Annotated in this window: 20 protein-coding genes; all 20 read right to left on the minus strand. The window is 36.4% G+C overall.

Annotated elements, in window-relative coordinates; all coding sequences use genetic code 11:
* Positions 1–636 carry a hypothetical protein gene (locus AXA65_RS05980; RefSeq protein WP_063969215.1) on the minus strand — a complete coding sequence of 212 codons (636 nt, stop codon included), beginning with the start codon at positions 634–636 and terminating at the stop codon, positions 1–3.
* Positions 602–1,228 (minus strand): LolA family protein, encoded by a 627-nt coding sequence (locus AXA65_RS05985; protein ID WP_063969216.1) that lies wholly within the window; start codon positions 1,226–1,228, stop codon positions 602–604. The genes AXA65_RS05980 and AXA65_RS05985 overlap by 35 nt, the downstream gene beginning before the upstream one ends.
* Positions 1,228–1,977: a polysaccharide deacetylase family protein gene (locus tag AXA65_RS05990; RefSeq protein WP_063969256.1), complete on the minus strand. Its 750-nt coding sequence runs from the start codon at positions 1,975–1,977 to the stop codon at positions 1,228–1,230. Before AXA65_RS05990 ends, AXA65_RS05985 begins: the two co-directional genes overlap by 1 nt.
* Positions 1,978–2,009: 32 nt before the next feature.
* Positions 2,010–3,071: a beta-ketoacyl synthase N-terminal-like domain-containing protein gene (locus AXA65_RS05995; RefSeq protein WP_063969217.1), complete on the minus strand. Its 1,062-nt coding sequence runs from the start codon at positions 3,069–3,071 to the stop codon at positions 2,010–2,012.
* The gene (locus tag AXA65_RS06000) at positions 3,071–4,267 is read right to left on the minus strand and encodes a beta-ketoacyl-[acyl-carrier-protein] synthase family protein (RefSeq protein ID WP_063969218.1); all 1,197 of its coding nucleotides are present in this window, start codon (positions 4,265–4,267) and stop codon (positions 3,071–3,073) included. Before AXA65_RS06000 ends, AXA65_RS05995 begins: the two co-directional genes overlap by 1 nt.
* An 81-nt stretch (positions 4,268–4,348) precedes the next feature.
* Positions 4,349–4,606 carry a phosphopantetheine-binding protein gene (locus tag AXA65_RS06005; protein ID WP_063969219.1) on the minus strand — a complete coding sequence of 86 codons (258 nt, stop codon included), beginning with the start codon at positions 4,604–4,606 and terminating at the stop codon, positions 4,349–4,351.
* A gap of 106 nt (positions 4,607–4,712) precedes the next feature.
* Positions 4,713–5,252 carry a hypothetical protein gene (locus tag AXA65_RS06010; RefSeq protein ID WP_063969220.1) on the minus strand — a complete coding sequence of 180 codons (540 nt, stop codon included), beginning with the start codon at positions 5,250–5,252 and terminating at the stop codon, positions 4,713–4,715.
* Between the two features lie 14 nt (positions 5,253–5,266).
* Positions 5,267–5,554 (minus strand): type II toxin-antitoxin system RelE/ParE family toxin, encoded by a 288-nt coding sequence (locus tag AXA65_RS06015; RefSeq protein WP_063969221.1) that lies wholly within the window; start codon positions 5,552–5,554, stop codon positions 5,267–5,269.
* The gene (locus tag AXA65_RS06020) at positions 5,551–5,802 is read right to left on the minus strand and encodes a hypothetical protein (protein WP_063969222.1); all 252 of its coding nucleotides are present in this window, start codon (positions 5,800–5,802) and stop codon (positions 5,551–5,553) included. The genes AXA65_RS06015 and AXA65_RS06020 overlap by 4 nt, the downstream gene beginning before the upstream one ends.
* Positions 5,803–5,841: 39 nt before the next feature.
* On the minus strand, positions 5,842–6,990 hold the full coding sequence (locus AXA65_RS06025; RefSeq protein ID WP_063969223.1) for a beta-ketoacyl synthase N-terminal-like domain-containing protein: 1,149 nt from the start codon (positions 6,988–6,990) through the stop codon (positions 5,842–5,844).
* Positions 6,987–7,406 (minus strand): acyl-CoA thioesterase, encoded by a 420-nt coding sequence (locus AXA65_RS06030; protein WP_063969224.1) that lies wholly within the window; start codon positions 7,404–7,406, stop codon positions 6,987–6,989. The genes AXA65_RS06025 and AXA65_RS06030 overlap by 4 nt, the downstream gene beginning before the upstream one ends.
* 77 nt (positions 7,407–7,483) lie before the next feature.
* Positions 7,484–7,867 carry a GxxExxY protein gene (locus AXA65_RS06035; RefSeq protein WP_063969225.1) on the minus strand — a complete coding sequence of 128 codons (384 nt, stop codon included), beginning with the start codon at positions 7,865–7,867 and terminating at the stop codon, positions 7,484–7,486.
* Between the two features lie 153 nt (positions 7,868–8,020).
* Positions 8,021–9,283 (minus strand): ABC transporter permease, encoded by a 1,263-nt coding sequence (locus tag AXA65_RS06040; RefSeq protein WP_063969226.1) that lies wholly within the window; start codon positions 9,281–9,283, stop codon positions 8,021–8,023.
* On the minus strand, positions 9,273–10,025 hold the full coding sequence (locus AXA65_RS06045) for an ABC transporter ATP-binding protein (protein ID WP_063969227.1): 753 nt from the start codon (positions 10,023–10,025) through the stop codon (positions 9,273–9,275). Before AXA65_RS06045 ends, AXA65_RS06040 begins: the two co-directional genes overlap by 11 nt.
* A gap of 1 nt (position 10,026) precedes the next feature.
* Complete coding sequence (locus tag AXA65_RS06050; protein WP_063969228.1) at positions 10,027–11,022, minus strand: BtrH N-terminal domain-containing protein; 996 nt, start codon at positions 11,020–11,022, stop codon at positions 10,027–10,029.
* Between the two features lie 58 nt (positions 11,023–11,080).
* Positions 11,081–11,485: a hypothetical protein gene (locus AXA65_RS06055; RefSeq protein WP_063969229.1), complete on the minus strand. Its 405-nt coding sequence runs from the start codon at positions 11,483–11,485 to the stop codon at positions 11,081–11,083.
* A 6-nt stretch (positions 11,486–11,491) separates the two neighbouring features.
* Positions 11,492–11,935 carry a hypothetical protein gene (locus AXA65_RS06060; RefSeq protein ID WP_063969230.1) on the minus strand — a complete coding sequence of 148 codons (444 nt, stop codon included), beginning with the start codon at positions 11,933–11,935 and terminating at the stop codon, positions 11,492–11,494.
* 76 nt (positions 11,936–12,011) lie between these two features.
* On the minus strand, positions 12,012–12,443 hold the full coding sequence (locus AXA65_RS06065; protein WP_063969231.1) for a hypothetical protein: 432 nt from the start codon (positions 12,441–12,443) through the stop codon (positions 12,012–12,014).
* Entirely contained in the window at positions 12,443–13,582 is a 1,140-nt protein-coding gene (locus AXA65_RS06070) for a beta-ketoacyl-ACP synthase III (protein WP_063969232.1), read from the minus strand. The genes AXA65_RS06065 and AXA65_RS06070 overlap by 1 nt, the downstream gene beginning before the upstream one ends.
* A 3-nt stretch (positions 13,583–13,585) precedes the next feature.
* Entirely contained in the window at positions 13,586–14,497 is a 912-nt protein-coding gene (locus tag AXA65_RS06075) for a hypothetical protein (RefSeq protein ID WP_063969233.1), read from the minus strand.
* Between the last annotated feature and the right edge of the window lies 1 nt (position 14,498).

The following is a 14,498-nucleotide window of genomic DNA, read 5'->3' on the forward strand; positions in this document are numbered from 1 at the left end:
TTATTCAGTTTCAGTGATTTGGAAAAGTTTGATGTTGATTTTAAAATCTTTGTGTTGAAGATCGATTGTCTCTGCAAAAGTATGTTTTTTTGCTTCAAAAGTAAAATCGATTTTCTCGCGGTTGTTTTTTGTGTAGATGATTTGGTTTAATAAGCCAGAATTCTTGTGGAAAAACAGATAGTATTGCTTCTTATCAATATTTGAAAGATAAATTTTTGAATCTTCATTTTCAAAACTTTCATTTACCGAAAATTTTCGTTTTATAAGTTCCTGAAAGTCGTTTTTCAGAAAATTGATAACCATTTTTTTATCTAAATCTGCCAGAACGTAATTAAGTTTGAAATCATTTTCAGAAATTTCAAAATCAATCATTTTGTTTCCAAAATCTGACGTCATCACAACTCTGTGGGTCGTTTCGGAAATCTTTTTAATAATTAAAATTCCACTGATGTCATTGCCATAAACTTCCATTTGGCATTTGTAAACATAATCTTCGTTCGAAGAAAAGTACAGATTTTCAACTTCTTTTTTGGAGCTTGAAACTGGTTTTACATCCTTTAGCTCGGATGTTTTACACGAAATAAAACTAAGAAAAATGAGACTATAAAGAAAACTCTGAAGCAGGAATCGGCGCATTGATTTTGATGTTTTTGAATACAATATTGGTTGTATCTCCCGAAGCTTCTGTCATATTAACTTGAGAAACTGCTGTTTGATTTTTAGGGAAATGCAGTTCAATTTGTTTAATGTATTTCAATAATTGAGCAGATTTCGGAGTGAATTTCGCAATATTCGACGTTGAATTTTTTAAATAGACCACAGAAAATTCTGGGTCGCTGAACATTTTTCCGTTTGAACTTCCAACAATCAGTTTATTGATTTTTTCGAAGGTTTTACTTTTTGCATCAACAGAAGATTTTTTCCCTTGGTCGTTGATGAAAATTTTATTTTCCTTAAAAATAATGCTGTATTGATAAGGTTTTGTATATTTCCAACTTAAAATATTAGGCGATTTTAAAGACATTCTGCCTTGTGTGACAATGTTTTTATCTAAAAAATCCATTTTTTTGGTTTGAACGAAGTCGCTTTGCAACGTTTTGATTTCTTTCGTTTCAGAAGAAATTTTTGATACAAATGCCTTAGATTCTACGCTTGTCATTGCAGAGTTTTGCGCAAAAACAAAACCTGATATTAATAGAAGTGCTGTGAAAGCTATATTTTTAAACATTATTTTTCTGATTTAATAATTGAATTAATCGTGAAAGTTGAATACTTTTCACGCTCCAAAAATAACAATAATTCGACCAAAACATTGTACGTTTTTTCCGAAGTATCGTGAAGCAGAATGACACTCCCTTTTTTTAGGCTTTTTGTTATTTTTTTCAATATTTTTTTCTCGTCAGAAATCACGGTGTCCAAAGAACGAACATTCCAGCCGATGCTTTTTTTCTGCGTTTTTTTAATTGCTTTTGCAATATTGGGATTGGTAACTCCAAAAGGGGGTCGATACAAATCAGTTTTAATATTTCCAATTTTCAACATCACTTCATCACATTTTTGAATTTCATCAATCATTTTTGAAGTTGATAAAAATCCGGTGTTGTTGGAATGTGAATAAGTGTGATTTCCAACCGAATGACCTTCCGCAATGATTCTTTGGAATGTTTCAGGATATTTTTCGATCTGTCTTCCTATGCAGAAAAAGGTGGCTTTGATGTTATTCTCTTTTAAAATATCTAAAAACTTCGGTGTAAATTCAGTCGGTCCGTCATCGAAAGTTAATGCGACCTCTTTAATTTTCGTTCGTCTTCGGGTAAAACTGTTGACAAAATATCCTAATTGAATATTAAAAGAACCCCAAACCACAACAGCAGAAAAAAGGATGAAACAGAAAATATAAACCCAAATTGTTCCTTGAAAAGCATAAATAAAGAGATTCAAGAAAAGATAAAAGATAATAAATGGATAATGTTCCATCTTTATTGTTTTTGGATTTTCATTTAAAATAATCAAGCTTTCTCCAACAAAACCAAGCTGTGGTCATTTCCTCCTAAGTGATTGTAAAGCAAGATGTTTTTAACAGTTTCCTTTTTCACATCATTAATCTTCATCACTTCCGGAATCTCTTGATTTTTCAAAATATGACAAGCCATAAATGTTGAGAAACCACTTGCTGTATTGAATTCTCCACTTAAATGTTTGTAATATAATAATGAAGAGTTTTGAAATGATTCTGAAGCATTTTTATAATAAACATCAGATTCCGAATCTCCGCTGAAACCTAAAATGAGAGCGTCAATATCCTGATTCGTTAAATTATTTTTAGCTAAAAAAGCTTCAATGAATTTTTGAGTTTCATTTAATTCTAATGTATTAATGATTTGAATATCTTTCAATTCAGCATAAGAACTTACCGTTTTGTCTTTTCCTAAAACAAAAGAGCTTGAACCTTCGCCCCAAATCACACCTTCAGTTTTCGAATTTAAATAATCAGCTGGTAGGTTTCCCTCTTTTTTAATAGAATTATTCAGTTTGTACAATTCCATTGTTCTGTCGGTTTGTTCGTCTGTTGAACCCACCAAAACATTATCAGCTTCGCCGTCCAAAATCTGAAGTTTTGCATCCAGCATTGAAAATTCCAGTGAAGATGAGCAGTTGACGTAAGTGAAATTATAGCCGTGACATTGCAATCCCAAAGCAATTTGTCCGGAAACGGTGTTGTGTGTCGATTGAATAAAAAAAGTTGGTGTTAAGAACTCTTCATTGTTTTCCAAAACATTTTTCAGAAATTTTTCAGAATCCTGAGAACAGCCCATTCCGGTTCCGACGATGATGGCATCAGGCTTTTCAATTCCAGCTTCCTGCAAAGCTTTTGTGGAAGCGACTGAGCTCATTTTTACTGTTTTAGACATTCTTCGGCTCATTGCTGGAGGAATGAATTCTTTATAATTCGGTTCAATAGCTTTTAAAATCTGAACTGAATTTTCAGGTTTTAAAGTGTCAAAGAAATTTTCGTTCAAAGTGTCCTGAACCGAGATGCAGGCGGCACTGTTGATGTAAACTGCACTCATTATTTAGAAAAAATTAAAGTTGAACAGTTTCCTCCAAATCCAAACGAATTGGAAAGTACGTGATTGATGTTTTTCTTTTTCAGTTCGGTAACCGGCGTCAAATCAAATTCTTCCATTTTTGTTTTGAAATTTAAATTTGGAAAAATCACATTGTTCTGCATCGCCAAAATGGAATAGACCGCTTCAATTCCTGCCGCCGCTGCCAAAGTATGACCTGTAAAAGCCTTTGTAGAACTGAATTCCGGAACCTGATTTTCACCAAAAATCCGAATCATTGCAACGCCTTCAGACAAATCATTATTCGGGGTCGCCGTGCCGTGAACGTTGATGTAGTCTATGTTTTCTTTATTTAAACCTGAAACTTTCAAAGCTTTTTCCATTGCTAAGTAAGCACCTTGTCCGTTTTCCGAAGATGCGGTCTGATGATGAGCATCGTTTGCATTTCCGTAACCGGAAAGATAAGCGAGGACTTTTTTGTTTTCTTTTTTCACCACTTCATCAGATTCCAAAACAAGGAAAGCGGCTGCTTCGCCCAGATTTAGGCCTTTTCTATCGTTGTCGAAAGGCGTGTTGTAAGAATCCGTCAAAATCATCAGCGTATTAAATCCATTCAAAGTAAACTTCGAAAGTGAATCTGTTCCGCCAACAATTACGCGGTCAAGAACGCCGTTTTTAATAAGTTTTGCGCCTATCATAATCGCGTTCGCCGCAGACGAACAGGCCGTGCTGATGGTAGAAACCATTCCTTTCAGACCCAACAATTCTGCAATCGCCAAAGATGAATTTCCGGCATCGTGAGCGTCGATGTATTTTTGCTTTTCAGGAAAATCTTCGTAAGTGTAGAAATATTTTTCGGTAATGTCCATTCCGCCCACGCTGGTGGATGAAATAAGTCCGGTTTTATATTCATTCATATCCGAAATTCCGGCACTTTCTACAGCTTCTTTTGCGGCCACCATTCCCAATAAAGCGGTTCTTGTAACGTTGTTGTCTTCATTAAGCTGAAGTTTCTGTACAAGCTCTTCATTAGACAATTTTATCTCGCCTGTTTTGATGCTTCCGGCGTGGCGTGTTTCAAACTGTTCGATGTCTGAAATTCCGTGTTTACCAGTCGTCAGCGAAATAAAATTTTCCTCGACATTGTTACCAATGGAGGAAATAATGCCCATCCCTGTAATGGCAATTTTTTGACTCATCTTTTAATAATGTACCAATGTATCAATTTAACAGTGTAACAATATTGGTACATTGCTAGATTGATACATTGTTAGATTGAATTATTTTGTTCTGTTTTCTTCGATGTATTTTGCCATCACTTCTATAGACTGGAAGATTTCTTTTCCTTTTTTCGGGTCAGATAATTTAATTCCGTAGTCTTTGTCGAGAAGTACGATTAATTCCAAAGCGTCGATAGAATCCAAACCAAGTCCGCCACCAAAAAGTGGGTCTGTGTCTTTGATTTCTTCTATTGCAACGTCCTCAAGATTAAGAACATCTATGATTTTGTTTTTTAATTCTAATTTTAAATCTTCCATAAAATAAATTTCATTTATAATGTAACAATGTATTAGTTTAGCAATGTACCAATGATGTTTGAGGTAATTAATTGTTGGTAAACTGTTACATTGTTAGATTGTTATATTACAAAGTCAGCAAATATACAAAAGCTTTATAACTTTCCTGATATAGTTCGACCCAGCCGCACAAGACTTTTTCAGCTTTCCCTGATTGCAGAATCTGTGCCGCGTATGAGTTTAAAAATTCTTCATCAAACTCATCCAAGACGAAAAATGCATTTTCAGTCTGCATTTTATGTTTAATACTGATTTCACCGACGCAAATATTCGGTAATGTGTAAACGAAAACAGCGGGGCTCGGGAAATAATTTTCCTGAGAATTGATGCTTTCCTGATATTTAAAATCGGTGTCGAGGCTCGAGGATTTGTTGGCGAAAACCAAAGCGGTTTTGCTGTGGTCATCATTTTTCAGAATCATTTCGGATGCGAGAAAAGCGAGTTTGCTGAGGTTATCCATTTTATGAAATTTTGGATAATTCAGTTCTAAAGTTTTATAAGCTTCTTTTGCAAAGTCTGAGAAATTTTCGGTCTTGGATTCAAAAATAATTTGTTGGTTGAGAATTATTTTTGAGTTTTCTATTGTGGAGATGTCTGTTTTCTTCATTGATTTTAAAAAGATTAAGGCTTTTTCGTAGGATTTTGACGTGTGTTGAAAACAGCAAAGACAAGAATTTCATTTTCCACAATTTCATAAATGATAACGAAAGGGAATTTTAGGATGTATGCTTCACGCAAATTTCCCTTCTTCAAAGGATAATGCAATGGGTTATTTTGAATTCGGGAGAGGTAAGCTTCAACCTTTTTTGTGAATTTTTCTCCCAGTCCAATTTGTCGGCTTTCGTACCATAGTGCTGATTCAAGCAAATCTAATTCAGCATTTGGAGATAATGAAAGATGATATTTCATAGTTTTTCCATCAATCTTGCTTTCACTTCTTCCCACGAAGAAGTCTTTAGCTCGCCTTTCAAATATTTTTTGCGCTCTTCTTCGATTCGCTCATAAACATAATCCGGAACTTGCGGATATTCGGACGCTTCCAATTCTTCATCTTCCTCTTCTGCATCAATTATTGCATTGAAAATGCGCAGGATACGTTCATCTGCATCATCTATATAATCGTGAATTCTTTGTCTGATTTCTAAAGTAGATTCCATTTTCTAAAACTTTACTTCTATCAAAAATACAAAATTATTTTATGCTTTTTCCAAAACTATCGCTGCATTACACCCACCAAAACCTGAAGCGGTTTTCAAAATATATTTAATTTCTGCAGGTTGATTTTCTTTAATAATATTCAAATCCTGCGAAACTCCCATTTCTTCGAAGTTTTTAGATGAAATTAAAGTATTGTTCAAAGCAGATTCCATAGAAATGATACTCTCCAAAAGTCCTGAAGCTCCAAGACAATGTCCGTAATAACCTTTCATACTGTTGAGTGGAACATTTTGCAAATCCATTCGGTTGAAGGCGATGGCTTCCATTTCATCATTGTAAAGGGTTGCTGTTCCGTGAGCGGAAATAAAATCGATTTGTTCTGATGAAACCTTCGCTTCTTTCATTGCATTTTGAACGCTGGCAAACAATCCGTCGCCGGTTCTTGACGGTCCGGAAATGTGATTGGCATCGTTAATTGCAGAATCGCCTAAAACTTTAAATTTAAATTTTTCGTTCGCTGATGGAGTAGAAGTTATGTACGCTGCTGCGGTCGCTTCGCCTAGATTAATTCCGTTGCGGTTTTTGTCATAAGGTTTGCAAGGTTCGCTTCCAATCGCCTGAAAAGAATTAAAACCTGAAATTACAAATTCAGAAATCTCATCTCCGGCAACTACAAAAGCGTCTTTATATTTTCCTGTCTGAATCATATTTTTTGCCACAGAAATAGCCATTACGCCGGAAACACACGCATTGGAAACGACAATCGGTTTAGTTTTAAATCCAAAAAAAACAGCCAGTTTTTGAGCTAGATTTGAAAGGTAAACGCCTTCCGGTAAAGTGCTTTCGTTCTTTAATAAACTGATATTTCCTTTTGTTGTGGAAAGAATAAACGCTGTGTCATCTGAAATCTGATGTCTCTCCACCAGAGGTTTCAGACTCAACAAAAACATTTTTTCAAGTCTTGTGAAATTCTGATTGTCACTCTGAGCGGAGTCGAAGAGTTTATTAAATTTCTCTTCCAGTTTTTCAGAATCAATTTTAGAGACAAAAAAAGATGCTTGACTATCAATAACTTTATGCAAAGCAACTCCGGATTTTCCTTCCAAAAGTGCTTTCCAGTTTGATTCCACATCAAAACCCAAAGGCGTGACGCAATTGTAATCTGTGATGTAAATTTCCTTCGTCATAATCCCATTTTATCTTTCCAGGCCTGAAAAAACTCGGGATTGTACAGGCATAAATTATTCTCAGAATCCAGAAAAACCTGAATGGTTTCGCCACTGCAAACCAATTGATTATTTTGGTTGAAAATCTCGTATTTATAAATCAATTTTGCTGAAACAGAATTCACGAAAGTCGTTACAATGTTGAACGTTTCGCCATATTTTAATGGAAGAAAATGTTCGCACGTACTTTTTACAATCGGCGTCACAAATCCTGCTTTCTGAATGTCGAGATAGGTCAAGCCGTGCTGTCTTCCGAAAGCTTCTCTTCCATCTTCAAAATAGACGATGTAATGGCCGTGCCACACGATTCCCAGCGGGTCTGTCTCGTTGAATCGGACGCGTACTTCTTCGGTACAAGTTAAATTTTTTGACTGCATTTTGTTTTGTTTTTAACCACAATGGGCACAAAGGTTTTCACAAGGGACACTATTTAAATTCAATTATTTTATTAAAATTATTCAATTGTTCCGTTGATTAATCTCTTAACGCCATTTTTAAATAAAACCGAGTTAAAATTAATAAGTAAACCTAATTTACAATTACTTAGTTTCAAATAGGTTAAAATTTGAGCAATATGAATATCATTTAATGATTCTACAGATTTTATTTCTACAACAACTTTTCTTTCAATTAAAAAATCGAGTCTGTAACCAATGTCAAGTTTTATATCTTCATAAATTAATGGCATTGGTTTCTGTTTTTCTATGAGTAATCCTGACTTCTTCAGTTCAAAGTGCAGACATTCTTCATAAGCACTTTCTAAAAGTCCTGCTCCCAGCTGACGATGGACTTTCAATCCTGCATCAAATACAATTTTTGAAATCTCATTTTCATTCATATTATTTGTGTTTTAATGATTGAAATTATTATGCTGCTTAATCTTTTTTACCACAAAGGCACAAAGGTTTTCACAAGGGAAACAAATTAAAACTGATTAATTCATCCTTGTGCTCTTCGTAAAAAATCTTAGTGCCCCTCGTGGTTAAACAAATCAAACACTATTCTGTTTCCTCTCATACATTAAAGAAATGGTAACCATTGCAACATAAAATAAAAATAAGAATATCAGTTCTTTAGCAATTTCGCCAATTTCGCTGTTTCTTAAAATAATATCGTAATACGCATTTAAGCCCCAGTTCATCGGGGAAAACTGTGCTATTTTCTGCATAAATTCGGGCATCAGGAAAACCGGAACCCAGATTCCGCCAATCGCAGCCAAAACAACTACGGAAGTCGCTCCAAACGGCGCCGACTGTTCCTGAGTATTGGACATTGTTCCGATTAAAACTCCAAATCCAATCGCTGCCAATCCTGCAAAAAGTGTGACAATCAAAAGGTGGAACATTTTTCCGGTAACATCAAACTGAGGTAAATCCATCAATGGGAAAAGCCAGATTCCTACGGCAATCATCAGCAAAAACTGGATGACGCAAATGATGAGATACGTGAATGTTTTTCCTAAAATGTGGATGTAATAAGGCGTCGGGCTCACGCGAACTCTCACGCTCGTTCCCTGACTTTTTTCTTTGACTAAATTAATAGATAATGGCACCACAATAAAGAAAATCGCAAACAGCGCCCACGCCGGAACGTTGTGCTGAACGGAATTCGGCATCAGTTCTTCTTTGCCTTTGTTCGGTGTAATTTCTTTGAAAGTAATCAGGCTTTTATTTTCGAGGTCTTCCGTCGTTCCGAGTTGGTCTTGGAAGGCATTGTAGATTTTTTTATTCTCGATTTCGAAAACCATTTTGTTGATGGCATTCATCACCGAATTTTTGAAACCTGCATTGGTTGCAGGGTCAAAATACAGATGAATGTCTTTCGCTTTTGAAGCCACAGCTTTTGTCGTCGTCGAATCTGTTTCCAAACCAAACGAGCTTACGACGGTCTGAACTTTGGAATCGATATTTGAATTTAAATCTTTCGTCAAATTTTCCGGAATTACGATAGCCATTTGATAATCTCCCGTAAAAACTGCTTTCTCAGCCGACTTCTCGTTGTAATCGGTTATAAGTTCAAATGTTTTGCTGGTTTCCAGTTCTTTTTTGATGACTTTGGAAACTTCAGATTTGTCGTTATCAATAAAAATAATCGGGATTTTTGAACCTTCCAGATTTTTGAATGTCGAATCCTGAATTAAAGTGATGGTAATAATCAGCAACAACGGCATCAGGAAAATAATGACAATTCCGCCTGAATCACGCTTCAATAGCTGAATTTCCTTGATAAAACTTCTCCACAATTTATACAACATCTCTCAATTCTTTTCCGGTTAGTGAAATAAAAACATCCTCCAAATTTTCCGCATTGGCAACTCTTTCCACCAATTCTTCCGGCGTTCCTGTTGCGTGGATTTTTCCGTGGTCGATGATGGCGATTTTTGTACAGAATTCTTCCGCCTCAGAAAGGTGATGCGACGTGTAAATAATGCACGTCCCTTTTTTATTTAAATCTAAAAGATAATCGATAATGGCTTTTTTTGATTGAACGTCAACTCCGACGGTTGGCTCGTCCAGAAACAGGACTTTCGGGTTGTGAAGTGTTCCGGCAATCAGATTGCAACGGCGTTTCATTCCGCCTGAAAATTGTTCGACTTTTTTATTGGCAAATTTCGTTAAGCCCATCAATTCTAAAGCTTCATCGATTGCTTTGTGAAGGTAATCGTTCTTCAAACCATACAGACTTCCGAAGAATAGGAGGTTTTCTTTTGCCGTCAGAGTCGGGTAGAGCGCATATTCCTGAGGAACAACGCCGATGATTTGTTTGATTTTTGAATTGTCTTTTTTCGGTGATAAACCGTTAATAGTAAAACTTCCAGAGGTTGGTTTAATCAAACCTGAAAGCATAGAAATCAAGGTTGTTTTTCCCGCTCCGTTGGGGCCGAGAATTCCGTAGATTTCGTTTTTATCGATGTTCAAAGAAATATCATTAACCGAAAAGTCTTCCGAGTTTTTGTATTTCTTGTAGAGATTTTTTATTTCGATGATATTCTCCAAACTATATCGCTTTTCTCAATTTCTTATAAAAAGCTTCCTCCAAATCTGCAATATGCAGCATCGATTTTGAAAGCTGATTGTAAATATCACTTTTCGAATTTCTGTTTTTGTAAACTCTTGCAATATCCACAGCAAAATCTCTCCAAAGGTCGCCGATGGCAGTTATTTCTTTAGATAATTCTTTCAACTCATCATTTTTAAGAATCACAGCGGCTTCCTGTAAAAAAGCACCATAAATAAATCTGAATCCGCCACCGCCGGTTCCAATTTCCTCCTGCATTCTGATGAGTTGTCCGAGATAATGATTGGTTACTTTTGTTCCTTTTTTCTCAGCCCATTTCGGGATGCTTTTCGCGACCCAACGCATTGCTTTTACGCCAATTAATGGAACTGGAGCCAGCATATTTTTGCACGTGTCTTTTATTCCTTTTGTGATGGCTTCTTCCAGATTTACGTTTTCCGGAATGTGTGTCGGGAAATACATATGACCTTTCGGAGCAAGTGCACCTTTAGCGTAACGAACTTTCTCAAGTTCTGCTTCGGTCAAGGTTGTTGCAAAATCCATCACAGGGTCGCTGACAAGGAATTTTCCGTCTTCTTTTCCGTAAACCACCAAGTTGTGTGCATTGAAATGGAATTTATATTCTTCAGGGAAATAGGTAAGGTTGAAAACCCCAACTTGTAAACCTGTCGGGATATTTTGTTCTAAATTTTTCTCTAATGCCTTTTGAGCTTCGTCTGGATTTGAGAATTTTTGTCTTTTGATTTTAATTCCCAATCGTTTTGCCGCTTTGGTAAAAATCGAACCTGGCATTGGACGATAACTAAAACCTGGTGCAAAATTCACTTTTAAGAAAGGCAAATACACAAAAAACAATCCGGAACCGATTCCGAAAATCATTGGTTCACTTAGTTTCAAACCTTTGTTGAGAAGTAAATTGGAAGCAACACCGTTTTCGCAATGCGCTGTCTGATGGTGTTCAAAATTTATTTTCATTCATTGTTTCTTTAAAACCACTTCAGGGTTCAAAACTCTCAAGGGGTTATTTATTTCATTATTTCCCGTCAAAATTTTTCAATTCATCTACCGAAATTCCGAATGCATCGGCGTATTTTTTCAGGGTAGAATTGCTTAGTTTTTTGAAAATATTCGGTTTTGTGTGTCGTTTCACCGTCCATTGCCATTTATCCACATAAGCTGCAAGAACCTGCAAATCCATTTTATTGAATTCCATAAAATAGATGATGGGACTTACAATATTGTTAGCAACGTTTTGCTTAGCTTCTTCAATTCTTTCATTGATGAGTTCCATCGATTCGTCAAGAGCCGCTTTTTTGGCTTCCCAGCCGATGCTTTGCGCGGTGGTGTAATTGTTATTTTCATCAGTCACGTACAACATTTCGGTCATATTTGCTGACTGCAAATTACTTTCGTCCTGTGGAATGTCTTGTTTTTTCATTGATTTTTAGTTTTTCAATTCCTGAATAAACAAATTGATTTCTGCTCTAATTAATAATTTATCATTAATGAAAGTCTCGCAGAAAATGTTGCAAATGTTCTCGTACTGAGAAATCAAAGAAGCTTTGGAAATAATCTGGTCACCAACTTTTGGCAATGCAAAAATTTCTATTTTTTTGATATTGGTAATGAAACCGATGACTTTGGTTTCCACATCCGGTCCCTTGTAAAAATTTTGCCCCAGTATTGACGAGCAGGTTTGCGCCGCATTTTCAATCAATCCAGCTTCGACAAACTCATTATTAAAAACAAAAATATTATCGGGTTTGATGTCGAAAGAAGTGATGACGGTTTCCGGTGTCAACTCCAAAATATAATCCGCCATCAGCATTGGTTTGCGATGGGGAAGAAAATTGTGGATGTTGATTAAGTTTTCGGCCTTCAGTTCCATATTTTATTTTAACCGCAAAAGTCACAAAAGCAGTTTTTGATTTTCCTTTTGTGACTTTCGAAGTTTATTTTTTTTATTATTTCACAACGGTTTTCATCTGCGATTTTGCAATTACCGTCTCATTGATTTTCGTAACGATTTCAACCAAAGTGACGCCCATCATTTCGTTCAGAATTGTCGCTTCGGAAATCAATTGGTCGCCTACTTTTGGTAAGTTTTCAACTTCAACAGATTTGATAGCGCCGATGTAACCAGTCGGAGATTCTTTACCTAAGAGAAAATATTTGTAGCCTGTGTGCAAAGCGACAGTCTGAGCCTGATGTTCTATCAATCCAGAAGCTTGGAAAATGCCTTCGCTCACAAAAATATTATCTTCCTTAATGGTAAATCCAGAAACCACGTGGTTCTCGGAATAGTCGGAAACTTCGTCAACCATTACGAAAGGAAACCTTTGTGGAATCAGACTTTCTACAAAATCTCTGTCGGAATTTGGTAAGTTGGTTTCCATTAGCAAACCGTCAATAAGGCACAAGAATAGGCGAATCTTCCACTTTCCGGAACGCAGAGAAGAATTTTTTCACCTTTCTTCAATTTTCCAGAATTCATCAATTGTTCAACAGCGATGAAGATAGAACCAGCGCCGATATTTCCGACTTCGGAAAGATTGTAGAACCATTTTTCCCAAGGAAAATCCAAACCGACATTGGCAAATTCTTCCTTCAATCCATCTTTGAAATAGCCGGAAGAGATGTGTGCCAAAACGTGGTCCACAGATTCTGGGTCCAACTGGTGTTTGTCAAAAGATGCTCTCAAACTTTCTGCACCTTTTACCAAAATATATTTGTCAAGGATTTTTGTGTCTTGCTTCAAAGCGAAAATTGATTGTTTCAACCATTCGTCAGATGGATAATCTGCCCAAGATTTAAGGCTTCCGTCTTCCTGCTTTTCGCAACCGGAGTACATACAAGCTTCGATTTGATGTGCGTAAGAATAGAAATCAATCCATTCGATTCTTAGAGAAGTTGCATTTTCTCTTGGTTTATTTTCCAATAAGAAAGCACCTGCGCCGTCGGATAACATCCATCTCAGGAATTCTCTTTTGAACGCAACGATTGGTCTTTCTTCCAAAAGTTTCAGGTTTTCTGCTTCGTGGTCAAATTTGTCCGCAGTCATCCAAGAAGAAAATCTTTCCGAACCTACACAAACTGCATTTTCCTTGACGCCAGCTTTTACAGAAAGAAAACCGTAATTCAAAGCATTCATTCCGGAGTTACAAAGTCCCATCGCGGTGTTGACCTCAACAGATTTATTGATGTTTAATTCGCCGTGAACCATTGATGCGTGCGAAGGCTGGATTTGGTCCGCAGAAGTGGTTCCGCAGGACAACAATTCCATATCTTCTTTTTTGAAATTCTCATCAAAAAGTCCGTTGATTGCCGCTGCTGTAATTTGCGCATTGGTGTGCGTAGGCTGTCCGTTTTTGTCTAAAGCGTAATATCTCGTTTTGATTTGATTGTTTCTCAAAATCAAAGCTCTTGCTTTGGAATGTGTGTTGTTGACCAATCCCAGGTGTGTTTCCATTTCGTCATTGGAAACTGGGTCGTTGGGTAAGTATGTGGATGATTTTGTGATGTATACGTTGCTCATCTTTTATTTTAAATTTATTCCTTGTAAATATTCTCTTTGTTTCTTTCTTTTGAACCACAAAATAGGCGTCAACAGCAAATGGAATACCAAAACTATTGGTGAGACTACCCAGATTGCTGTCATCAAATATACCTTAAAGAATTTTATCAGCAAAGGTCGTTTTTCTTTTTTATTGATAATCAATTTGCTCCAAATGGTGAAAATTTTGTTTCCCACTTTTTCCATTCGAACAAGAAAAGGACGGATTTCTACCGCACCATTTTTTACTAAATCGGGCTGCAGATTGGCAAAATCGCCTTTGTCCAAATAAGTTTTGATGATTTGGCCATATTTCCCTGCTCCATTGATTTCTTCGTCGGAAACGCCAGCTGCAGGCAACATTCCGGAAGCTTCTTTTTTTCCGGTTGTCAGCCATTTCAGAATGGTCAAAACACTGGTGTAATTGTCGTGCCTGTCTACCAATGCAATGTTTCCAACCAATTTGGCGTTCATTCTTTTCAGATAGACTTTTAGTTTTTCCTGAGAAAGCATCCACATATTTCGGGTTCCGGAGATGGTCACGATGGGCGTATCTTTCAAAATATTCTCAGCAAATCCACTTTTCAAAAATGAAATAACTGGAATTGATGGCGTAAGGTACCAAACCTGGTAGCCAAATAGAATCAAATCGAATTTGGTGTTCAAAACTTCATCGGAAGGTGGATAGATTTCGCTTGGGATTTGAAGGTAAGATTCGGGGAAAGTGTTGAAAAAAAAGTCGCTTGGCCAGGGAAAAGGGAAGTCTTTTTTCAGTTTGATATTGTAATAGGTGACTTTGTATTGTTCATTATTTTCAAACGGTTTGGCGACATTTTTTACAATATCTTCCAGTTGTCCCGTCTGCGAATAATAAATGACAAGTATGTTTTTCTGCATC

Origin of the sequence: Chryseobacterium sp. FP211-J200 (assembly GCF_001643375.1) — a bacterium.
In the GTDB taxonomy this organism is placed as follows: domain Bacteria; phylum Bacteroidota; class Bacteroidia; order Flavobacteriales; family Weeksellaceae; genus Epilithonimonas; species Epilithonimonas ginsengisoli.